Annotated in this window: 19 protein-coding genes; 15 read left to right on the top strand and 4 right to left on the bottom strand. The window is 67.4% G+C overall.

The window, feature by feature from the left end; translation table 11 throughout:
• Nucleotides 1–89: 89 nt before the first annotated feature.
• The 6 genes from U1872_RS12235 to U1872_RS12210 all read left to right on the top strand — a co-directional run bounded on the left by U1872_RS12235 (nt 90) and on the right by U1872_RS12210 (nt 4,719).
• Complete coding sequence (locus U1872_RS12235) at nt 90–683, top strand: sigma-70 family RNA polymerase sigma factor (protein WP_332793169.1); 594 nt, start codon at nt 90–92, stop codon at nt 681–683.
• Nucleotides 680–1,438: an anti-sigma factor gene (locus tag U1872_RS12230; protein ID WP_332793168.1), complete on the top strand. Its 759-nt coding sequence runs from the start codon at nt 680–682 to the stop codon at nt 1,436–1,438. The genes U1872_RS12235 and U1872_RS12230 overlap by 4 nt, the downstream gene beginning before the upstream one ends.
• A gap of 86 nt (nt 1,439–1,524) precedes the next feature.
• Nucleotides 1,525–2,079, top strand: coding sequence for a fasciclin domain-containing protein (locus U1872_RS12225; protein WP_332793167.1), 555 nt, complete (start codon nt 1,525–1,527; stop codon nt 2,077–2,079).
• Between the two features lie 272 nt (nt 2,080–2,351).
• Nucleotides 2,352–3,617 carry a BtaA family protein gene (locus U1872_RS12220; RefSeq protein ID WP_332793166.1) on the top strand — a complete coding sequence of 422 codons (1,266 nt, stop codon included), beginning with the start codon at nt 2,352–2,354 and terminating at the stop codon, nt 3,615–3,617.
• Nucleotides 3,614–4,282 (top strand): class I SAM-dependent methyltransferase, encoded by a 669-nt coding sequence (locus tag U1872_RS12215; protein WP_332793165.1) that lies wholly within the window; start codon nt 3,614–3,616, stop codon nt 4,280–4,282. The genes U1872_RS12220 and U1872_RS12215 overlap by 4 nt, the downstream gene beginning before the upstream one ends.
• Complete coding sequence (locus U1872_RS12210) at nt 4,279–4,719, top strand: DUF3429 domain-containing protein (RefSeq protein WP_332793164.1); 441 nt, start codon at nt 4,279–4,281, stop codon at nt 4,717–4,719. The genes U1872_RS12215 and U1872_RS12210 overlap by 4 nt, the downstream gene beginning before the upstream one ends.
• A 274-nt stretch (nt 4,720–4,993) precedes the next feature.
• Here the strand turns inward: U1872_RS12210 and hemA are convergent, their stop codons facing one another.
• Both hemA and murI read right to left on the bottom strand, forming a co-directional pair.
• Complete coding sequence (gene hemA / locus U1872_RS12205; RefSeq protein WP_332793163.1) at nt 4,994–6,235, bottom strand: 5-aminolevulinate synthase; 1,242 nt, start codon at nt 6,233–6,235, stop codon at nt 4,994–4,996.
• A 70-nt stretch (nt 6,236–6,305) separates the two neighbouring features.
• Entirely contained in the window at nt 6,306–7,100 is a 795-nt protein-coding gene (gene murI, locus U1872_RS12200) for a glutamate racemase (RefSeq protein ID WP_332793162.1), read from the bottom strand.
• Between the two features lie 134 nt (nt 7,101–7,234).
• On the opposite strand from murI, the gene plsY reads away from it, so the two are divergent.
• The 4 genes from plsY (at nt 7,235) to topA (ending at nt 13,948) form a co-directional block, all read left to right on the top strand.
• Nucleotides 7,235–7,828 carry a glycerol-3-phosphate 1-O-acyltransferase PlsY gene (gene plsY, locus U1872_RS12195; protein WP_332793161.1) on the top strand — a complete coding sequence of 198 codons (594 nt, stop codon included), beginning with the start codon at nt 7,235–7,237 and terminating at the stop codon, nt 7,826–7,828.
• Between the two features lie 13 nt (nt 7,829–7,841).
• A complete protein-coding gene (gene dprA, locus U1872_RS12190; RefSeq protein ID WP_332793160.1) occupies nt 7,842–8,951 on the top strand; it encodes a DNA-processing protein DprA in 1,110 nt (369 codons plus the stop codon).
• A gap of 206 nt (nt 8,952–9,157) precedes the next feature.
• Complete coding sequence (locus U1872_RS12185) at nt 9,158–11,053, top strand: ABC transporter ATP-binding protein (protein WP_332793159.1); 1,896 nt, start codon at nt 9,158–9,160, stop codon at nt 11,051–11,053.
• Between the two features lie 249 nt (nt 11,054–11,302).
• Complete coding sequence (topA, locus tag U1872_RS12180) at nt 11,303–13,948, top strand: type I DNA topoisomerase (RefSeq protein WP_332793158.1); 2,646 nt, start codon at nt 11,303–11,305, stop codon at nt 13,946–13,948.
• 3 nt (nt 13,949–13,951) lie between these two features.
• Here topA and U1872_RS12175 read toward each other — a convergent pair whose 3' ends face one another.
• Nucleotides 13,952–14,248 carry a hypothetical protein gene (locus U1872_RS12175; protein ID WP_332793157.1) on the bottom strand — a complete coding sequence of 99 codons (297 nt, stop codon included), beginning with the start codon at nt 14,246–14,248 and terminating at the stop codon, nt 13,952–13,954.
• Between the two features lie 75 nt (nt 14,249–14,323).
• Nucleotides 14,324–15,175: a pantoate--beta-alanine ligase gene (gene panC / locus U1872_RS12170; RefSeq protein ID WP_332793156.1), complete on the bottom strand. Its 852-nt coding sequence runs from the start codon at nt 15,173–15,175 to the stop codon at nt 14,324–14,326.
• A 103-nt stretch (nt 15,176–15,278) separates the two neighbouring features.
• On the opposite strand from panC, the gene U1872_RS12165 reads away from it, so the two are divergent.
• The 5 genes from U1872_RS12165 to U1872_RS12145 all read left to right on the top strand — a co-directional run bounded on the left by U1872_RS12165 (nt 15,279) and on the right by U1872_RS12145 (nt 20,228).
• Nucleotides 15,279–16,073 (top strand): division plane positioning ATPase MipZ, encoded by a 795-nt coding sequence (locus tag U1872_RS12165; RefSeq protein WP_332793155.1) that lies wholly within the window; start codon nt 15,279–15,281, stop codon nt 16,071–16,073.
• Nucleotides 16,073–16,324 carry a J domain-containing protein gene (locus U1872_RS12160; RefSeq protein ID WP_332793154.1) on the top strand — a complete coding sequence of 84 codons (252 nt, stop codon included), beginning with the start codon at nt 16,073–16,075 and terminating at the stop codon, nt 16,322–16,324. The genes U1872_RS12165 and U1872_RS12160 overlap by 1 nt, the downstream gene beginning before the upstream one ends.
• A gap of 63 nt (nt 16,325–16,387) precedes the next feature.
• On the top strand, nt 16,388–17,785 hold the full coding sequence (pgmG, locus tag U1872_RS12155; protein WP_332793153.1) for a phosphoglucomutase/phosphomannomutase PgmG: 1,398 nt from the start codon (nt 16,388–16,390) through the stop codon (nt 17,783–17,785).
• A gap of 66 nt (nt 17,786–17,851) precedes the next feature.
• Entirely contained in the window at nt 17,852–18,589 is a 738-nt protein-coding gene (locus tag U1872_RS12150; RefSeq protein WP_332793152.1) for a 3'-5' exonuclease, read from the top strand.
• Between the two features lie 115 nt (nt 18,590–18,704).
• Nucleotides 18,705–20,228, top strand: coding sequence for a sensor histidine kinase (locus U1872_RS12145; RefSeq protein ID WP_332793151.1), 1,524 nt, complete (start codon nt 18,705–18,707; stop codon nt 20,226–20,228).
• The last annotated feature ends 1 nt before the right edge of the window (nt 20,229 follow it).

Genomic DNA, 20,229 nt, shown 5'->3' with positions numbered 1-20,229 from the left:
GCATGTCGGCGATTGCCACACACAACCGTGCAGAATTGCCACAGGGCAATTGCGGTGCGCCGCGCACCGGGCTAACACCTTGAGCGGTGATGGATTCGACGCCCCAAGCATCGGTTAAGCCGGATGCCGCAACGACCGATGCGGCGCGTGCGCGGCTGGTCGAGGCGCTGATCGCGACGGGCGAGGAAGATCGCGCGGCGTTCCGCGATCTCTATTCTCTCACGTCGGCGAAGCTATTCGGCATCTGCTACCGTATCTGCGGCGAAAGGCAGGCTGCAGAAGACGTGTTGCACGACGTATACCTCACCATCTGGAAGCGTGCCGGGGCGTACGAACCGTCGCGCGCGAGCCCGATCACCTGGCTCGCGACGATCGCGCGCAATCGCGCGATCGACTGGCAGCGCGCACAGTTCGTCCGTCGCTCGACCCCGATCGAGGATGCACCGGAGATTCTGGACGCCGCGCCATTGGCCAGCGAGACAATGCTCGCCGACGAGGCGTCGCATCAACTTTACGGGTGCCTCGACGCGCTCGAGCCGCGCCAGCGCGATGCGATCCGCACCGCCTTCTTCGACGGCGTGACCTATGCCGACCTGGCCGAGCGCCAGGCGGTGCCGGTCGGCACGATGAAGAGCTGGGTCCGCCGCGGCCTCGCCAAACTCAAGACGTGCCTCGAAGGATGAGCGACCTGCTCCCTCCCGATCCGCTCGCCGGCTCCGGCGACGCGCCCGACATGACCGCGGGTGAGTTCGCACTCGGCCTGCTCGAGGGCGACGAGCGCGCCAGCGCGATCCGCCGTGTCCTCGCCGACCCGCGCTTCGCGCGCGAAGTCGAGGCGTGGCGCGTCCACCTTGCACAATTGTTCGACCTGTGGCCCGCGATGCCCGCACCCGACGGCTTCGCACGGATCGAGCAGGCGCTCGATGCCACGGCACCGGCCGGCGTAACCGCGCTACCGGTGCGCGCGCCGAGCAAGTTCTGGCCCGGAATCGCCGCGCTCTCGAGCATCGCCGCAGCCGCGTTGCTGGTGACGCTGTTCGTGCGTCCGTTGTCGGCGCCTCCGACGCCGGCACCGCAACCGACCACGCTGGCGCAGGCGCCGCTGCCGACGCTGGTCGCGTCGATCGCGCCGACCGCCAAAGGCACCCCCGTCACCGCCATTTACGACGCACAAGCGGGCGCGATCCGGTTGACCGAGGCAAAGCTCGCCGATGCCGGCCGCAGCGCCGAATTGTGGATCATCCCCGCGGGCGGCACGCCGCATTCGCTCGGCCTGCTGCAGACGCAGGGCGGCACCGCGCTGACGCTCACCCCGGCCAATCGCGCGCGAATCCTGGCCGGAGCAACCTTGGCGGTCTCGCTCGAGCCGCTCGGCGGATCGCCCAGTGGCGCGCCAACGGGACCCGTGGTCGCTGCGGGTGCGCTCTCGCGCGTTTAAAAATAGGGCCGATTGCATCCCGTACCGATGCGCAGGCGTATCTCCGCAACACCTGATCTTCGGGTTATAACAGCAGGAGAATTGCCATGTCCCGCACCGTTCGTGCCTCGATCATCGCCGCCGCGCTCGCGCTCAGCGGCGCATCGCTCGCTTATGCGCAGACCAACCCGATGGTCGGCGGCGCCGCGATGTACCCCACCAAGACGATCGTCGAAAATGCCGTCAATTCGAAGGACCACACAACGCTGGTCGCCGCGGTCAAGGCCGCCGGCCTGGTCGAGACGCTCAGCGGCCCGGGTCCGTTCACCGTCTTCGCGCCGACCAACGCCGCTTTCGCCAAGCTGCCCAAGGCGACCGTGCCGACGCTGCTCAAGCCCGAGAACAAGGCGATGCTGACCTCGGTGCTGACCTATCATGTCGTACCCGGCACGATCACCGCGCAGGACATCGCCGCCAAGGCGAAGGCCAACATGGGCAAGGCGACCTACACCACCGTCCAGGGTGGCACGCTGACCTTCATGAAGTCCGGCAATGGCTGGGGCATCATGGATGCCAAGGGCCACAAGGGTAAGGTGACGATCGCCAACGTGATGCAGTCGAACGGCGTGATCCACGTCATCGACACGGTGATGATGCCCTAAAGAAAGTCTGCGGCCGGTGCATCTTTGGTGCAACCGGGCGCGTAGCTGCTGCTGTCCCTGCCCCCCGGCAGGGACGTGTAACGCCAGTCGCCGGATCCCCTCCTTTGCGGCGAATGGTGAGCGTAACAGGACCTGCCGGCCTTCCTTTGTGCCGGCAGGTCCTTTTCATTTGTACGCAAGCGCGTCATGGAAGCGTCATCGGATCGTCGTACTGCGTGCGCGCCGCCCGCGCGCCGCTTTCTGGCTTGGACGTCCGGCAGGAGAGTAAGTTCATGGCCAGTGCCATTCGATCGCTCAAGGACCGCGTCGCGCGCCAACCCGGCAAGCGCACGCCGAAGAATCGTGCGGTGCGCAGTGCGGTGCTGCAGCACAAGCATCTGACCAAGCAGGGTTTGCTCGAGCGCGCGTTCACCTTCGCGTTCCGTGGACTCGTCTATGCGCAGATCTGGGAAGATCCCGCGGTCGACATGGAGGCGCTGGCGATCACGCCCGACAGCCATGTCGTGACGATCGCCTCGGGCGGCTGCAACATGATGTCGTACCTGACCGCCAATCCGCGCGCGATCACCGCGGTCGACCTCAACACCGCACATATCGCGCTGAACAAGCTCAAGCTCGTCGCGGCGCGCCATCTGCCCGATTACGACGCCTTCCATCGCTTCTTCGCGCAAGCGAACAGCCGCCAGAACGTGCTGGCCTATCGTACCTATATCCGCCCGCATCTCGACGCGGCGACGCTCGAATATTGGGAAGGCCGCGACATGATCGGCCGGCGGCGGATCGGCGGGTTCGCCAAGAACGTCTACAAGCGCGGGCTGCTCGGCAATTTTATCGGTGTCGCGCATCTGCTCGCGCGCCTGAACGGGGTGAACCCAAACATCCTGCTCACGGCCAAGTCGCTCGAGGAACAGCGCGAGATCTTCGACCGCGAGTTCGCGCCCTTCTTCGACAAGGGTTTCATCAAGTGGATCACCGACCAGCCCGCATCGCTGTTCGGCCTGGGCATTCCGCCGGCGCAATATGAAGCGCTCGCCGGCGACGAGAAGATGGCGGTGGTGCTGCGCGAGCGGCTCGAGAAGCTCGCCTGCGACTTCGACATCAAGGACAATTATTTTGCGTGGCAGGCCTTTGGCCGCGGCTATGGCAAGGATCCGGCGGCGCCGTTGCCGCCCTATCTGCAGCGCGAACATTATGAAGAGATCGTCGAGCGCGCCTCGCGGATCGAGGTGCGCCACACCAATTTCACCGATTATCTGCGCGCGCAGGGCGATGCCTCGCTCGACCGCTACATCCTGCTCGACGCGCAGGACTGGATGACCGACGTCCAGCTGACCGACCTGTGGAGCGAAATCACGCGCACCGCCAAGCCCGGCGCGCGCGTGCTGTTCCGCACTGCGGGCAACCCGACGATCCTGCCTGGCCGCGTGCCCGATGCGATCCTTGGCCAGTGGCAGTATCGCGCCGAGGATTCGCTCGATTATACCAAGCGCGACCGCTCCTCCATCTATGGCGGCGTCCACCTCTACGTGCTCGGATGAGCGAGCCCGTGATGGCGTCGGGGCACGCCGGGCACATGGATGCGATCTACCGCTCGCAGCGGCACATCTATGACCTGACGCGCAAATATTATCTGCTCGGGCGCGATGCGGTGATCGCCGGCATCGCGCCGCCACCGGGCGGCACCGTGCTCGAGATTGGCTGCGGCACCGGCCGCAACCTGATCGCGGCAGCGCGGGCGTGGCCCGAGGCGCGCTTCTTCGGGATCGATATTTCCGAGGCGATGCTCGAGACGGCGCGCGCGAAAGTCGCCGCGGCAGGGCTGTCGGGCAAGATCGTGCTCGCGCAGGGCGACGCGACCGCGTTCGACGCGGCGGCACTGTTCGGCGTGGCGGCGTTCGACCGGATCTTCCAGAGCTATACGCTGTCGATGATCCCCGACTGGCGCGGCGCGATCCGCGAGGGTGCCGACAAGCTCGCACCCGGCGGGCGGCTCGACGTCGTCGATTTCGGGCAGCAGGAGCGCCTGCCGCGCCCCTTCCGCGCCGCTTTGTTCGCCTGGCTCGCCAAATTCGACGTCGCGCCGCGCGCGACGCTCCAACCGGCGCTGATCGAGGCGGCGAGCGAGACCGGCGGCGCGGCGCGCTTCCAGCCGCTCTATCGCGGTTATGCCTGGTCGGGCAGTATCTCGCGGCCCGCCGGATGAACCCGCCGCAACTGCCGCGCTGGCTCGGCCTGGCCGGGCTGCTGCCGCAACTGGCGGCGGCGGCGGTGGTGTTCGGCGGCGACGACACGCTGCGCTTCTCGGCGCTGTCGCTCGGCTATGCCTATGCCGCGCTGATCCTGAGCTTTCTCGGCGGGCTGTGGTGGGGCATTGCGGCCAGCCACGCGCGCGCGCCCGAATGGTTGTGGGTCGCGGCGATCGTGCCGTCGCTGATCGCTTTGGCCAGCGCCGTTCCGTGGGCGGTGGGCGAGCCGTGGCCCGGCCCTTCGCTGTTGCTGCTCGGCGTGGCATTGATCGCCGCGCTCGGCGTGGATCTGCTCCTCGCCCGACGCGGCCTCGTGCCCGCATGGTGGATGCGATTGCGGATCCCGTTGTCGCTTGGCCTGGGGCTGCTGACGCTGGCGATCGGCGTCGCCTGATCAGCGGCCGAACAGAAGCCACAGCAGCAGGATCACCGGGATCGGCACCCCGATCATCCACAAGATGCAGCCCTTACCCATAGATTCCTCCTCTTTTATCAAGGAGGTAACGAAGCGGGTAGCGGGCGGTTCCAGGGCACTCGCGGGTCCTGTGATTCTGCGCTGAGACCCCATCCGGGAACCGTCGGTCGCTGTCCACCTCAGCGACTCTATGCACACGACGTGACTATGTGCGGCCGGATGGTGAGGGCACCATCAAGAGGATCGTCGTCGCTTAGGCCGCCTTGCGCATCTCCAACCGGCTCCAGATCTCGACCAGCGCATCGGTCAGATCGCGCATCATTGCGGCATCATGCGCCGGGCCCGGCGTGAAGCGCAGCCGCTCGGTGCCGCGCGGGACGGTCGGGTAATTGATCGGCTGGACGTAAACGCCATATTCGGCGAGCAGGATGTCGCTGATCTTCTTGGCCTTGACGGGATCGCCGACCATCAAGGGCACGATGTGCGTGGTGGTATCCATCACCGGCAGCCCAGCCTCGGCGAACAGACGCTTGAGCAATGCGGCTGACGCCTGCTGCCCGTCACGCTCGACGCTCGACGCCTTGAGGTGGCGCACCGCGGCGAGCGCGCCGGCGACGAGCACCGGCGACAGCGAGGTCGTGAAGATGAAGCCCGGCGCGTAGGAGCGGATCACGTCGATGATCGTCTGGTCGGCGCTAATATAGCCGCCCATCACGCCGATCGCCTTGCCGAGCGTCCCCTCAATGATCGTCAGCCGATCGGCAACGCCATCGCGATCCGAAATGCCGCCACCGCGCGCGCCGTACATGCCGACGGCATGGACTTCGTCGAGATAGGTCAGCGCATTGTAGCGGTCGGCGAGATCGCAGATTTCCGCAATCGGCGCGACGTCGCCGTCCATCGAATAGACGCTCTCGAACGCGATCAGCTTGGGCACTGAAGGATCAGCAGCCGCCAGCAGTTCCTCGAGATGCACGACGTCGTTGTGCCGGAAGACGTGCTTCTCGCACCCCGAATTGCGAATCCCGGCGATCATCGACGCGTGGTTCAATTCGTCCGAGAAGATCACGCAGCCCGGCAGCACCTTGGCGAGCGTCGCCAACGTCGCCTCGTTCGAGACGTAGCCGCTGGTGAACAGCAACGCGCCTTCCTTGCGGTGCAGATCGGCAAGCTCGGCCTCGAGATCGACATGATAATGCGTGTTGCCGCCGATATTGCGCGTGCCGCCCGAACCCGCGCCGACGTCGTGCAGCGCGCCTTCCATCGCCGCGATCACATCGGGATGCTGGCCCATCGCGAGATAATCGTTCGAGCACCACACGGTGATCGGCTTGGGGCCGTTATGCCCGGCAAAGCAGCGCGCGTTGGGAAACGCACCCTTGTTGCGCAGGATATCGATGAAGACGCGGTAACGCCCTTCGACATGCAGGCGATCGATCGCCTGCGAGAAGATCCGGGAGTAATCGACTCCGCGAGGCGGTGTGTCCACGTCCATCGCCGCGATCTAGCGACTGAACGCGCGAAATTCCAGCGGCTTTACGCGATCACGGTGATCGGACGGGTGGTCATAATGTCTCAGTCCGCGTGAGCCCGAAGCGCGCGAGCGCCTGTTCGAGCGCCGCGCCCGCTGCGCCGGGCGCGGTGAACACCGCCCGCCCCGCGCCCGGCGACTCGGGCCACGCCTGCCCTTGCGTCAGGAAGGCGATGCGCCGTGCGATCCCGGCACTACCGTCGACAAAGGTCACCGGGTGCGGCGCGGCGGCCGCCAGTTCGTCGGCGACGAGCGGGAAATGCGTGCAGGCGTTGACGATCGTGTCGATCTCGGCGCCCCCCGGCTGACCGAACAGGCCGTCCAGAATCGCGGCGTAGCGCGCCGGATCGATCGGCTGCCCGTGCAGCTTGGCCTCGGCAAGCGCGACCAGTTCGGCCGAGCCGTGGCGCAGCACGCGGCAATCGCCGGCAAAACGCGCGGCGAGATCGTCGACATAAGGCTGGCGCACCGTCGCATCGGTGCCGAGCACGCCGATCACGCGCGTCACGCTGTGCAAAGCGGCCGGGCGAATCGCGGGGACGGTGCCGACCACCGGCAGATCGAGCGCGCTACGCACCGCCGCCAGCGCGATCGTCGACGCAGTGTTGCAGGCGATGACGATCAGCCGCGGCTGGTAGCGCTCGGCGAGTCGCCCGAGCAAGGCGGGCACGCGCCCGGCAATCTCCGCCTCGCTCTTCGTGCCATAGGGAAAACCCGCCGAATCGGCGACATAGACGACCGGCATCTGCGGCAGCAGCGCACGGGCCGCACCCAGCACCGACAGGCCGCCGACCCCGGAATCGAAAAACAAGACCGGGCGTGTATCCATGCCGCGTGCCATAGCCCAGCCACCGGCTTTGACAAACCGGCCGCTTGAGCAAGATTGTGTCGGCAATGCCTGCGGCCATGCTATAGCGGTGGCGCCTTGGGGGGTCTCGAAACTTGCCGACCGAATATCTCTGGATGATGCCTGCTACGGCGCTCGTGCTCGGCTATCTGCTCGGGTCGATCCCGTTCGGCGTCCTGCTCACGCGGCTAGCCGGCGCGGGCGACCTGCGCCAGATCGGCTCGGGCAACATCGGCGCGACAAACGTGCTGCGTACAGGGCGCAAGGGGCTGGCGGCGGCGACGCTGCTGCTCGATGCGTTCAAGGGTTTCGCCGCGGTGTGGATCGCCGACCGCTATCTCGGCGGCAATGGCGTGATCGCCGCCGCCGCGGCGTTCCTCGGCCATTGCTACCCGGTATGGCTCGGCTTCAAGGGCGGCAAGGGCGTCGCGACGCTGCTCGGCATCGTGCTCGCGCTGCACTGGCCGGTCGCCTTGGTCTATGCCGCCTTGTGGATCGCCTTGCTCGCGCTGTTCCGGATCTCTTCGGTCGCCGGGATGCTCGCGGCGGCGAGCGCACCGCTCAGCGCGGCCTATTTTTCCAAGTTCGACATCGTTCTGCTGCTGCTGGCGCTCGCCTTGCTCGTGGTGTGGAAACATCGCGCCAATATCGAGCGGCTGTTCAGTGGGGTCGAGCCGCGGATCGGCGGGAGCACATCGGGGGCAGCGTAGATGGCACAGCGGGGTGGCTGACGGACGACGCGAAACGAGCCGGGGAGATGCCGGGGCGATCGCACGGCTCCGCCTGATCCGCACCGCGCAGATCGGCCCGGTGACCTATGCCCAGTTGCTCGCCCGCTTCGGCAGCGCCGAGGCCGCGATCGACGCGCTTCCCGGCCTTGCCGCGCGTGGCGGCGGCAAACCCCCGCCGGTCGCCCCGATTGCCGTGGCCGAGCGCGAATGCGCGATGGTCGCCCGGCTCGGCGCGCGCCACCTGTTCCGCGACGACGCGGACTATCCCGCCCTGCTCGCCGAGCTCGACGATGCGCCGCCGGTGATGATCGTGCGCGGCAATGCCGATCTGCTCGCGCGTACCACGATCGCGATGGTCGGCGCGCGCAATGCCTCGGCTGCGGCGTGCCGTTTCGCGCGCCAGCTTGCCGCCGAACTCGGCCAGGAGCGGTTGACGATCGTCTCCGGGCTGGCGCGCGGGGTCGATACCGCGGCGCATGTCGGGTCGCTCGCCAGCGGCACGATCGCGGTGATCGCCGGCGGAATCGACGTCGCCTATCCGCCCGAAAACGCCGCGCTCCAGGAACGGATCGCATGCGAGGGACTGCTGATCGCCGAGCAACCACCCGGCACCGAGCCACGCGCGCGCCACTTCCCCTATCGCAACCGCATCATCGCCGGGCTCGCGCTCGGCACCGTCGTGGTCGAGGCCGCGCCGAAATCGGGGTCGCTGATCACCGCGCGGCTGGCGGGCGAGCTCGGGCGCGAGGTGATGGCGGTGCCCGGCAGCCCGCTCGATCCGCGCGCGCACGGCTGCAACGGGCTGATCCGCGACGGTGCCACGCTGGTGCAGAGTGCCGCCGACGTGCTCGAGACGGTGCGCCCGATCGATGGGCGGATGGTGCGCAGTGGCCGCACGCCCTTTGCCGCGCCCCCGCCGGAGGATGCGAGCGACGTCGAGCGGGACGCGGTGACCGACCTGCTCGGGCCGATTCCGGTCGCGATCGACGAGCTGATCCGCCAATCGGGCCATTCGCCCGCGATCGTCCAGACCATAGTGCTCGAACTCGAGCTGGCGGGGCGACTGGAGCGGCATGCCGGCGGTCGGGTGTCGCTCAGCTGACACGCGGCAGCGCGCTGACGGAAGGATCGAATCGCCGAGAATTCGCCCTCTTGCGCTACCGCAGCATAAGGCAACGAGGCACCCTCGCATCGATCAAGCCGCAATTCGGCGCCCTTCGCACGGTCCGCAGCACAGATCATCGCGCCTGAGGCCCGGCTCGGAGACTTCGGCTTGCGCCGATTGTTACGGCAGCGCAGCAAGCCGCCATGGCCCGAGACGACAGCTTGCCTTTCCTTCACAGTCCGACCCGCTTCCTGATCCACTATGTCGCGGCGCGGCCGTGGATCTTCCTTACGCTCGGGCTTTTGGTGGCCGCAGCGTCGATCAGCTCGATCGGCGTGCAATATGCGATGAAGCTGCTGATCGACGCGATGACCGGCGGTCTGCGCACGCGCAGCACGGTTTATGCTGCACTTGCACTGTTTCTCGCGCTGGTGATCGGCGAGAGCCTGTTGCAGCGCGCCGCGGCTCTGTCGCTCGGCCAAGCGACGGTCAGCTCCGGAGTCGGCATCCGGCTCGACATGGTCAACTATCTGACCGGGCACCAGATGCCCTTCTTCCAGAATCAGCGTGCCGGCTCGCTCGGGCACCGCATCTCTGGGCTGGCCGGGATCTTCGGCGCGATCATGCATCGCCTGCTGCGCGAGGTAACGCCGCCGCTGATCACCTTTGCCGGCGCGATGCTGATCTTCGTCACGATCGACGCGAGGATGGCCGCGATCCTCGGCGCGGTCTTCGTCGTCGTCACCGTCGGCCTGGTCCTGCTGGGCCTGCGCGGCCATGTCCATCACACCGCCTTTGCACAGCATGCCGGCACCGCCGGCGGCGAGCTGATCGACATGATCGGCAACATCTGGGTGGTGAAGGCGTTCGCCGCGCGCGAGCGCGAGCTCGATCGGCTCGAAGGCTTTCTCGACAAGGAAGCCGATGCGCAGCGCCGCGGCTGGTTCTTCGTCGAGCAGATGCGCGGGCTGCATGATCTGGCGCTGGCGATCCTGGTCGGCGGCACGCTGATCTGGGCGATCGGGCGCTGGTCGACCGGCGCGATCTCGACCGGCGACGTCGTCATCATCAGCACGATGACCTTCCGCATCCTCCACGGCTCGCGCGATCTCGCCATGGCGGTGATCGATACCAGCCAGCAGTTCAGCTATCTGCGCGAGACGCTCGACATCATCGGCGTGCCCCAGACGTTGAGCGACGCCCCCGGCGCCGCGCGGCTGCGCGTCGGCGAGGGGCGAATCGATCTGTCCAACGTCACCTTCGGCTACGAAGCGCGCGATCCGATCGTCCATGACCTGTCGCTGAGCGTGCCCGCCGGGCAGAAGCTCGGCATCGTCGGCGCGTCGGGCGCGGGCAAGTCGTCGCTGCTCCAGTTGATCCAGCGCTTCCACGACCCGCAGATCGGCCATCTCGCGATCGACGGGCAACGCATCGACCAGGTCACGCAGGAATCGCTGCGCGACGCAATCGCCGTCGTGCCGCAGGAGGTGCTGCTGTTCCACCGCTCGGTGATGGACAATATCCGCATCGCACGGCCCGATGCGAGCGACGAGGACGTCCACGCCGCCGCCGATGCCGCCGGCTGCGACGACTTCATCCGCCGCCTGTCGCACGGCTACGACACCGTCGTCGGCGAGCGCGGCGCCAATCTCTCGGGCGGGCAGCGCCAGCGCATCGGCATCGCGCGCGCCTTCCTCAAGAATGCGCGGGTCGTGCTGCTCGATGAGGCGACCAGCGCGCTCGATTCGGAAAGCGAGCTCGAGGTGCAGGCCGGGCTCGACGCGCTGGTGCGCAACCGCACGGTGATCGCGGTGGCGCATCGCCTGTCGACGATCGTCGGGTTCGACCGCGTGATCGTGGTCGACAAGGGCCGGATCGTCGAGGACGGCCCGCCGCAGCAATTGCTGCGCCAGAAAGGCGGCGCCTTCCGCCAGCTCTGGCTGATGCAGGTCGAGGGGCTCGATCGGCCTTCCAGCCGGTCGCTCGATCTGGCCGCGGCGGGCGAGCGGCTGCGCGACATGTCGATCTTCCATGGCCGCAAATGGGGTGGCGCGATGATGACCGCCTGGAGCAACCGGGCCGTGCGCGACCGCGGGTGACCCCTGGCCTGCGGCGCGCGCGGCGCGTTCACGCGACGGGCCCCACAAATCGCTATCCCCCGGCGCCGCGGCTATGGCAGAGGACCCCCGTGATGCGCGCCCTGCTCCCTCTCGCCGCGTGCGAGTCCTCGGCGCTCCGGCGTCACGCCCGACCGCATCGGAGCATTCGACGCGGCCGCCCGACGGCTTGACGCCGCCCCATTTCGCTCTCCATCCTCGCGCGTACACGTAAGGACGCTTTGAACCACCATGCAGCTTGTCATCGTAGAATCGCCCGCCAAGGCGAAGACCATCGAGAAATATCTCGGTTCGGACTATCGCGTCCTCGCCTCCTACGGCCATGTCCGCGACCTCCCGCCCAAGGATGGCTCCGTGAACCCCGACGAGGGCTTCGCGATGGAATGGGAAAATTACGCCGACAAGACCAAGCAGCTGAAGGCGATCACCGATCTCGCCAAGACCGCCGACCGCCTGATCCTCGCGACCGATCCCGATCGCGAGGGCGAGGCGATCAGCTGGCACGTCCAGGAAGTGCTGCGCAATCGCAAGGCGCTCCCCAAGGACGTTCAGCGCGTCACCTTCAACGCGATCACCAAGGCGACGGTGACCGAGGCGATGAAGCATCCGCGCGAGCTCGATACCGATCTGATCGACGCCTACCGCGCGCGCCGGGCGCTCGATTATCTCGTCGGCTTCACGCTCTCGCCGGTGCTGTGGCGCAAGCTCCCCGGCGCCAAGTCGGCCGGCCGCGTCCAGTCGGTCGCGCTGCGGCTGATCGTCTCCAGAGAGCGCGAGATCGAAGCCTTCCGCGCGCAGGAATATTGGTCGGTCGTGGCCGAGATGGAGCAGGACGGCACGCCCTTCCAGGCACGGCTCGTCCAGTTCGAGGGCAAGAAGCTCGACCGCCTGTCGATCGGCGAAGAGGGCACCGCGATGCGCGCCAAGGCCGCGGTCGAAGCCGGTCGCTTCACCGTGCAGACGGTCGAAGTGAAGCCCGCGACGCGCAACCCGCCGCCGCCTTTCACCACCTCGACGCTCCAGCAGGAAGCCTCGCGCAAGCTCGGCTTCTCGGCTGATCACACGATGCGGATCGCGCAGGGGCTCTACGAAGACGGCGCGATTACTTACATGCGAACCGACGGCGTGCAGATGGATTCGAGCGCGATCTCGGCCGCACGCCTCGCCGTCGCCAACCGCTATGACGCGAGCTACGTCCCCGACAAGCCGCGCGTCTATCAGACCAAGGCGAAGAACGCGCAGGAAGCGCATGAGGCGATCCGCCCCACCGATTTCGGCAAGGACAAGGCCGGCGGCGGCGACCACGCCCGGCTCTACGACCTGATCTTCAAGCGCGCGCTCGCCAGCCAGATGGCGTCCGCACGGATGGAGCGCACCACGGTCGAGATGCTCGACGGCACCGGCCAGACGGGCTTGCGCGCGACCGGCCAGGTCGTGCTCTTCCCCGGCTATCTCGCGCTCTACGAAGAGGGCTCGGACGATACGCAGGACGAGGACGCGCGCCGCCTGCCGCGGCTTCGCGAAGGCGACGCCCCCGCCAAGAAGGGCGTCACCGCCGAGCAGCACTTCACCCAGCCGCCACCGCGCTTTTCCGAAGCGTCGCTGGTCAAACGGCTCGAAGAGCTCGGGATCGGGCGCCCGTCGACCTATGCCTCGATCATCAAGACGCTCAAGGACCGCGAATACGTCCGCGTCGAGAAGAACCGCTTCTTCGCCGAGGAATCGGGTCGCCTCGTGACGGCGTTCCTCGAGCGCTTCTTCGAGCGCTACGTCAGCTATGACTTCACATCGGGCCTCGAGGACGAGCTCGACGAAGTCTCGGGCGGGCGCGCCGAATGGCAGGCGGTGCTCGAGGCGTTCTGGCGCGATTTCAAGCCGCGCACCACCGAGGTGATGGAGCAGAAGCCGTCCGAAGTGACCGCGGAGCTCGACAAGTTCCTCGCCCCCTATCTCTTCCCGCCGATGGCCGATGGCAGCGATCCGCGGCTGTGCCCTAATTGCGGCAAGGGGCAGCTCGCCCTGCGCGGCGGCAAGTTCGGCGCGTTCGTGGCGTGCTCGAATTATCCGGAGTGCAAATACACCCGCCGCTTCGGCCAGCCGGGCGCCGATGGCGAGGGTGTCGATACGGGGCCGGAAACGCTCGGCAACGATCCTGAAAGCGGCCTGCCGGTCGAGCGCAAATCGGGGCGGTTCGGGCCGTATATCCAGATCGGCGAGGGCGAGACGCGCAAGATGGCGTCGATCCCGAAGGATATTGGCGAGCTCGATCTCGAATGGGCGCTGAAACTGCTGTCGCTGCCGCGCACCGTCGGCACGCACCCCGAAACCGGCGAGCCGATCACGGCGGCGATCGGTCGCTATGGCCCGTATCTGAAGCACGCCGGCAAATATGCGCGGCTGACCTCGACGGCGGACGTGTTCGAAACCGGCATGAACGCCGCGGTCGTCAAGCTCGCCGAAGCCGCAGCAGGGGGCGGACGTCCGCAGCGCGGCGCCCAGGCGCCGCTGAAGGTGCTCGGGCCGCATCCGCGCACCGAGGCCGAGATCAAGCTGATGGAGGGGCGTTACGGCGCGTACGTCACCGACGGGACGACCAACGCGACATTGCCCAAATCGATCGAGAAGGATGCGCTGACGCTCGAGGAAGCGGCGCAACTGATCGACGCGCGCGCGGCGGCCGCGCCACCGGCGAAGGGGAAGAAGAAGGCAGCGGCCAAGAAGGCGCCTGCGAAAAAGGCGGCCGCCAAGAAGCCTGCGACTGAAGCCGCCGCGGCGAGCGCGCCCGCCGCCAAGAAGGTACCCGCGAAGAAGCCTGCGGCGAAAAAGCCCGCGGCGAAGAAAGCCCCTGCCAAGAAGGTCGTGGCAGCAGCGGAGTGAGGATCAGGCCGCGCGGCGCTGTCGGCTGACGAGCACGGCACGCGCCGCGGCCTGCGCGGCGGCGATCTCGCGCGCGGTCATGTCCTCGGCGATGTCGCGGCGGCAGTCTTTGGCGATCTCGCTGCCGGCGACGGCCGCGAGGTTGAACCATTTGTGCGCTTCGACCAGGTTGATACCGACCCCGGCGGCGCCGCTCGAATAGACCATGCCGAGTTCGTAGCAGGCATCGGCATCGCCAAGGGCCGCGTCGACGGCACGACTTTCCATGAGGAATTGCGCGTGTTTCTGGCCGCTGGCCATGTCGTAAAACCCCCCGTTAACCATTGCTGTCGGACCAACCATGACGAAGCAACGTCACCAAAAGGTTAACGGGCGTTAGGCATGATCCCGGGGTGGCACGGCAAGGTTGTCGATCAGCCGGGTCGCGCCGAGTTTGGCGGCGGCGAGCAAGCGCCGTTCGCGGCCCGGGTCGGGATCGGCAGCGAGCGTTTCGGCATCGACCAGCGCGACATAATCGACGACGAAACCCGCAGCGACCAACGCCTCGCGCGCCGTCGCCAGCGCGGCATCGGGCGCGTCGCCGCGCGCGATTGCGCGCGCCGCGACGCCGAGCGCGCGCGGCAAGGCCACCGCCGCGCCGCGCTGCGCATCGTCGAGATAGATGTTGCGCGACGACAGCGCGAGCCCGTCATCATCGCGCTGAGTCGGTACGCCCTGGATCTCGAGCCCGAAATCGAGATCGGCGACCATCCGCCGGATCACCGCGAGCTGCTGGAAATCCTTCTCGCCGAACAAGGCGATGTCGGGCCGGACCTGGTTGAACAGTTTGGCGACGACGGTCGCGACGCCGTCGAAATGTCCCGGCCGCGCGGCACCGTCGAGTCCTTCGCTGACCCCGCCGACCGAGATCGTCGTGGCGAAGCCCGCCGGATACATCTGCTCTACCGACGGCAGCCACAGCAGGTCGCAGCCCGCCTCGGTCAGCATCCGCGCGTCGGCGCTTTCGCGGCGCGGGTAGCGCGACAGATCCTCGTTCGCGCCGAATTGCATCGGATTGACGAAGATCGACGCGACGACCTTGCGCCCGGGCCGCTTGGCCGCCTCGATCAGCGCGATGTGGCCGCGATGCAACGCGCCCATCGTCGGCACCAGCGCGATGCTCGCGCCTGCTTCGCGAAAGCCGGCAATCCCAGAACGGAGCGCTTCGAGGGTACGGATGGTTTGCACGGGGCTTTGGCCTTCGGTAAGGACGCGTCTGACGAAACGGGCGATAGATGGGCGCGCCTTCTATGAGGCTCGCCCCCACCGGACAATATGGGAAGACATCACGTTGGCGACTGCTGCGCGAAAGCCACACATCATTGTCTTTGCCAACGAAAAAGGCGGCACGGGCAAATCGACGACCGCGGTCCACGTCGCGATCGCGCTGCAGGCGCGCGGCGCACAGGTCGCCGCGTTCGACCTCGACCATCGCCAACGCACGATGGGCCGCTATTTCGACAATCGCGCGGCAACGGTGCAGCGCACCGGGCGCGAATTGCCGATCCCGCGCCACGCTACGCATGACGGCGAGAGCGACGACCGCTTCGCCGAGGTGTTCGACTCGCTGTCGCAGGGCGCCGACTTCCTGGTGATCGATACCCCCGGCCGCGACGACCCGTTCGCGCGGCTGGCGGCGAGCCGCGCCGACACGCTCGTCACGCCGATGAACGACAGTTTCGTCGATTTCGACCTGATCGGCCAGGTCCATCCCGAAACCTACAAGGTCACCCGCCCGAGCTTCTATGCCGAGCTGATCTGGGAAGCACGCAAGGCGCGCGCCAAGGCCGACGGCTCGACGATCGACTGGGTGGTCTTGCGCAACCGCGTCCAGCACATCGAGGCGCGCAACATGCGCCGTGTCTCCGAAGCGCTCGACCAGCTCGCCAAGCGCGTCGGCTTCCGGATCGTCCCGGGCCTTGGCGAACGCGTCATCTACCGCGAACTGTTTCCGGCCGGGCTCACGATGCTCGATTCGGGCGAGTTCGGGTCGATGGGGCTGGCGCATGTCGCGGCGCGGCAGGAGCTGCGCGAGATGATGGGCGCGCTCGCCTTGCCCGAAACCGTGTTGCCCGTGTTCGCCTGATGGGCAAATTCCTGCTCATCGCCGCGTTGCTGATCGGCGGCTGGCTGCTGCTGCGGCCGCGCCCGAAACCGCCGGTGCGGGTCGACGAAGCCGAGGCACGCGCGGTGCTGGGGGTCGATGCCGGCGCCGATGCCGACGCGATCCGCGCGGCGCATCGCCGGCTGATCAGCGCGGTGCATCCCGACCGGGGCGGCTCGGCAGACCTGACGCGGCGGATCAACGCGGCGCGCGACGTGCTGCTGCAGCGGTAACATCCCCGACCATTTTCAGATCTCGCGCCGCCTCGGCGCGAGGCACGGCGAGTAGGAGCCCCCATGACGCATCGTTTCGATCCCACGTCGCTGCGCGAATATGACATCCGCGGTATCGTCGGCAAGACGCTTGGTACTGCCGACGCCGACGCGATTGGCCGCGGCTTTGGCACGCGCGTGCGCCGTGCCGGCGGCCGCCGCGTCGCGGTCGGCTATGACGGCCGGCTCTCCTCGCCCGAGCTCGAGGCGGCGCTGATTGGCGGCCTCACTGCGGTCGGCGTCGATGTCGTGCGGATCGGCATGGGGCCGACGCCAATGCTCTATTATGCCGAGGCGACGCTAGAAGTGGATGGCGGCATCGAGATAACCGGCAGCCACAATCCCGCTGAGTATAACGGCTTCAAGATGGTGCTGCAGCACAAGCCGTTTTTCGGCGCGGACATTCAGGAGCTGGGCCGGATGGCGGCGGACGGCGACTGGGACGTGGTCGCCGACGCCGCCGACACGGGCGTGGTCTCGACCGCCGACATCGAGGACGATTATGTCGGCCGGCTCGTCGCGGGCTATGCCGGCGGCAGCTACAAGATCGGCTGGGACGCGGGCAACGGCGTGTCGGGCCCGATCATCGAGAAGCTCGTCAAGCTGCTCCCGGGTGAGCATCATCTGCTGTTCACCGATGTCGACGGCAATTTTCCCAACCATCATCCCGATCCTACCGAGGAAAAGAACCTCGCCGATCTCAAGGCGCTCGTCGCCGAGAAGCAGCTCGATTTCGGATTGGCCTTCGATGGCGATGGCGACCGGATCGGCGCGATCGACGGTCAGGGCCGCGTGATCTGGGGTGACCAGATTCTCTCCATTCTGGCTGAACCTGTGCTGAAGGAACTGCCGGGCGCGACGATCATCGCCGATGTGAAGGCGTCGCAGATGTTGTTCGACCGTGTCAGCGAACTCGGCGGCACGCCGGTGATGTGGAAGACCGGCCATTCGCTGATCAAGATGAAGATGAAGGAAACCGGCAGTCCGCTCGCCGGCGAGATGAGCGGCCACATCTTTTTCGCGCATGAATTCTACGGGTTCGACGACGCGCATTATGCCGCCGTTCGCCTGATCCGCGCGGCGCACATGATCGGCACGTCGATCACTGACCTGCGCGGCGCGATGCCCGCGCTCGTCAACACCCCCGAAATGCGCTTCCAGGTCGACGAGAGCCGCAAGTTCGCGGTCGTCGACGAAGTGCTCGCGCGGCTCGAGGCCGAGGGCGCCGACGTCAACAACACCGACGGCGCGCGCGTCAACACGCCGGATGGCTGGTGGCTGCTCCGGGCCTCGAACACGCAGGATGTCCTCGTCGCGCGGGCCGAAGCCAGGGATCAGGCTGCGCTCGACCGGCTGCTCGCGATGATCGACGACCAGCTCGCGCAAAGCGGTATCGTCCGCGGCGAGCAGGCGGCGCACTGAGGCACCGGCGGCGGCATCCCACCAACGGGGCTGGCATTCCCAGCCCCGAACCGCCACCTAGGCGCGATGCCTCCCCCGCCTCCCCAGATCATCCGCGTCATCGACCTCGAAACCACCGGCGAGGCCCCGCCCTTGCACGGCGTGTGCGAGATCGGCTGGCAGGACGTCGCCCGCGGCGCCGACGGCCACTGGGATATCGAGGGCGAAGGCGGCGCGCGGCTGGTCAATCCGGGCCGCCCGATCCCGCCCCTGACGCAGGCGATCCACCACATCCTCGACGAACAGGTCGCCGACGCGCCCTATTGGCACGACGTCGCACGCGGCGTGCTCGATCCCTATCCGCGCCGCGTCGCGCTCGCGGCGCACCGCTCGGCCGCCGAGGAGCAGTTCTGCACGCCTGCGCTGGCCCGCAACGCGCCCTGGATCTGCACGTGGAAATGCGCGCTGCGGCTGTGGCCCGACACGCCGGGCTTTTCGAACCAGATGCTGCGCTACTGGCGCAAGCCCGCAGGCCTCGAGCATGAGCGCGGCCTGCCCGCGCATCGCGCCTTCCCCGATGCCTATGTCACCGCCTTCCACCTGCGCGACATGCTCAACCTCGTCGGCGTCGACCAGCTGATCGCCTGGTCGCGCGTCCCAGGGCTGCTGCCGCGGGTGATCCGGCCGGGGCCCGATCGCGGCAAGGACTGGCACGAGCTGAGCGACGATTCGCTGGCGATCATGCTCGGCGATCGCGACGAGAACGTGCGCTTCACCGCCGAAACCGAACGGGCGCGTCGGCGCGGCGGCGGCGCGAGCAGCTGAGCGCAGCGCCCGACTGCGCGCCTCTCCTCGCATCGGTTGCCACCCGTAACGAAATTGATCTGAATTAACACAGCGGCGCTGGTCACACTTTGTTGCGCTGCGTAAGGATTGCCCCATGTTCAAGCGTTCGCTCCTCGATTTCGGCGTCAACGAGGGGCGAATGGGCCGTTTTCTGCTCCTTTGCATGGGGTTGGGCTTCGGCGCGCTGATCATCGCCGGAATCGCCGCAGCCTGGTCGACCGCGCAGAACGAAGGTCACACGCGCGACGTCAACCATACCTACGAAGTAGAACTCGCAATCGGGCAGGCGCGGATCCTGATCGAACAGAGCGAAACCGCGCGGCGCGGCTATGTGCTGACCGCCAAGCCGCTCTATCTCGACACCTATCGCAAGGCGGTGGACAAGGTTCCCGCGGCGATTGCGCGCGTCGCGACGCTGACGCGCGACAATCCGCGCCAACAGCGGAACCTCGTGCAGCTGCGCGCGCTGGTCACGACGCTGACGCAAGCGCGCGCGCGGACGATCGTGCTGACCGGCCGCGGCGATCGCGCCGGGGCGCTGGCGGTGTTCGAGGGAGAGAGCAGCGCGCGCCGGATGCTGGCGGTGCGCGCGCTCAGCGATGCGATGGTCGCCGAGGAACAACGCCTGCTGGCGATCCGCGATGCCGCGCAGCAGGCGAGCGTTCGCGTGTTTTACGCAACGTTGCTGGTCGCCGGCTTGCTGCTGGTGCTGGTCGCGTTGATCTCGATGATCACGGTGCGGCGCTATACGACCGATCTCGCCGCCTCGCGCGACAGCCTGCGCGACTTCGCCGACACGCTCGAGGATCAGGTGCGCGAGCGGACCGCCGACCTGACGCGGGCCAATGACGAGATCCAGCGCTTTGCCTACATCGTCAGCCACGATCTGCGCAGCCCGCTCGTCAACGTCATGGGCTTCACCGCCGAGCTCGAAAGCGCGACCCGCGAGATTGCCGCGCTGATCGACCGCGCCGAAGCGCAGGCCCCCGATATCGTCACCGAGGATGCCAGGCTCGCCGCGCGCGAGGATCTGCCCGAGGCAATCGGCTTCATCCGCACCTCGACGCAGAAGATGGATCGGCTGATCAACGCGATCCTCAAGCTGTCGCGCGAAGGGCGCCGCGTGATCGCGCCGCAACCGCTCGACCTGACGGCGATGACCGAAGGGATCAAGGCGAGCCTGCATTCGCAGCTCGAACAGCGCGGCGCGACGCTGCTGATCGAGGCGCCGTTGCCCAAACTGGTCAGCGACCGTCTCGCGATCGAACAGATCTTCTCGAACCTGATCGAGAATGCGGTGAAATATCTCAGCCCCGATCGCCCCGGCCACATCGTCGTGCGCGGCAAAGCGCAGGGCAAGCGCGTGATCTTCGAGATCGAGGACAATGGCCGTGGCATTGCGCCGGGCGATCACCAGCGCGTGTTCGACCTGTTCCGCCGTGCCGGAAACCAGGACCAACCCGGCGAGGGGATCGGGCTCGCGCATGTGCGCGCCTTGGCGTATCGTCTCGGCGGCGTTATCGACCTGTCGTCCGAGCTCGGGCGCGGGACGACCTTCCGCCTGAACGTGCCCAAAATCTTCGTCGACCCAGCCCAATCCGACTCGCGGGAAACCTGAC

The sequence above is a fragment of the Parasphingomonas frigoris genome, from assembly GCF_036663815.1.
In the GTDB taxonomy this organism is placed as follows: domain Bacteria; phylum Pseudomonadota; class Alphaproteobacteria; order Sphingomonadales; family Sphingomonadaceae; genus Sphingomonas.
The sequence above is the reverse complement of the archived record's forward strand: the minus strand, read 5'-3'. Positions and strand labels throughout refer to the sequence as shown.

What these genes read in the sequence shown, in the direction of transcription:
- U1872_RS12235 (WP_332793169.1), top strand. Translation starts at nt 90, where the DNA reads ATGGATTCGACGCCCCAAGCATCGGTTAAGCCGGATGCCGCAACGACC.
- U1872_RS12230 (WP_332793168.1), top strand. Translation starts at nt 680, where the DNA reads ATGAGCGACCTGCTCCCTCCCGATCCGCTCGCCGGCTCCGGCGACGCG.
- U1872_RS12225 (WP_332793167.1), top strand. Translation starts at nt 1,525, where the DNA reads ATGTCCCGCACCGTTCGTGCCTCGATCATCGCCGCCGCGCTCGCGCTC.
- U1872_RS12220 (WP_332793166.1), top strand. Translation starts at nt 2,352, where the DNA reads ATGGCCAGTGCCATTCGATCGCTCAAGGACCGCGTCGCGCGCCAACCC.
- U1872_RS12215 (WP_332793165.1), top strand. Translation starts at nt 3,614, where the DNA reads ATGAGCGAGCCCGTGATGGCGTCGGGGCACGCCGGGCACATGGATGCG.
- U1872_RS12210 (WP_332793164.1), top strand. Translation starts at nt 4,279, where the DNA reads ATGAACCCGCCGCAACTGCCGCGCTGGCTCGGCCTGGCCGGGCTGCTG.
- hemA (WP_332793163.1), bottom strand. Translation starts at nt 6,235, where the DNA reads ATGGACGTGGACACACCGCCTCGCGGAGTCGATTACTCCCGGATCTTC.
- murI (WP_332793162.1), bottom strand. Translation starts at nt 7,100, where the DNA reads ATGGATACACGCCCGGTCTTGTTTTTCGATTCCGGGGTCGGCGGCCTG.
- plsY (WP_332793161.1), top strand. Translation starts at nt 7,235, where the DNA reads ATGATGCCTGCTACGGCGCTCGTGCTCGGCTATCTGCTCGGGTCGATC.
- U1872_RS12185 (WP_332793159.1), top strand. Translation starts at nt 9,158, where the DNA reads ATGGCCCGAGACGACAGCTTGCCTTTCCTTCACAGTCCGACCCGCTTC.
- topA (WP_332793158.1), top strand. Translation starts at nt 11,303, where the DNA reads ATGCAGCTTGTCATCGTAGAATCGCCCGCCAAGGCGAAGACCATCGAG.
- U1872_RS12175 (WP_332793157.1), bottom strand. Translation starts at nt 14,248, where the DNA reads ATGGCCAGCGGCCAGAAACACGCGCAATTCCTCATGGAAAGTCGTGCC.
- U1872_RS12160 (WP_332793154.1), top strand. Translation starts at nt 16,073, where the DNA reads ATGGGCAAATTCCTGCTCATCGCCGCGTTGCTGATCGGCGGCTGGCTG.
- pgmG (WP_332793153.1), top strand. Translation starts at nt 16,388, where the DNA reads ATGACGCATCGTTTCGATCCCACGTCGCTGCGCGAATATGACATCCGC.
- U1872_RS12150 (WP_332793152.1), top strand. Translation starts at nt 17,852, where the DNA reads ATGCCTCCCCCGCCTCCCCAGATCATCCGCGTCATCGACCTCGAAACC.
- U1872_RS12145 (WP_332793151.1), top strand. Translation starts at nt 18,705, where the DNA reads ATGTTCAAGCGTTCGCTCCTCGATTTCGGCGTCAACGAGGGGCGAATG.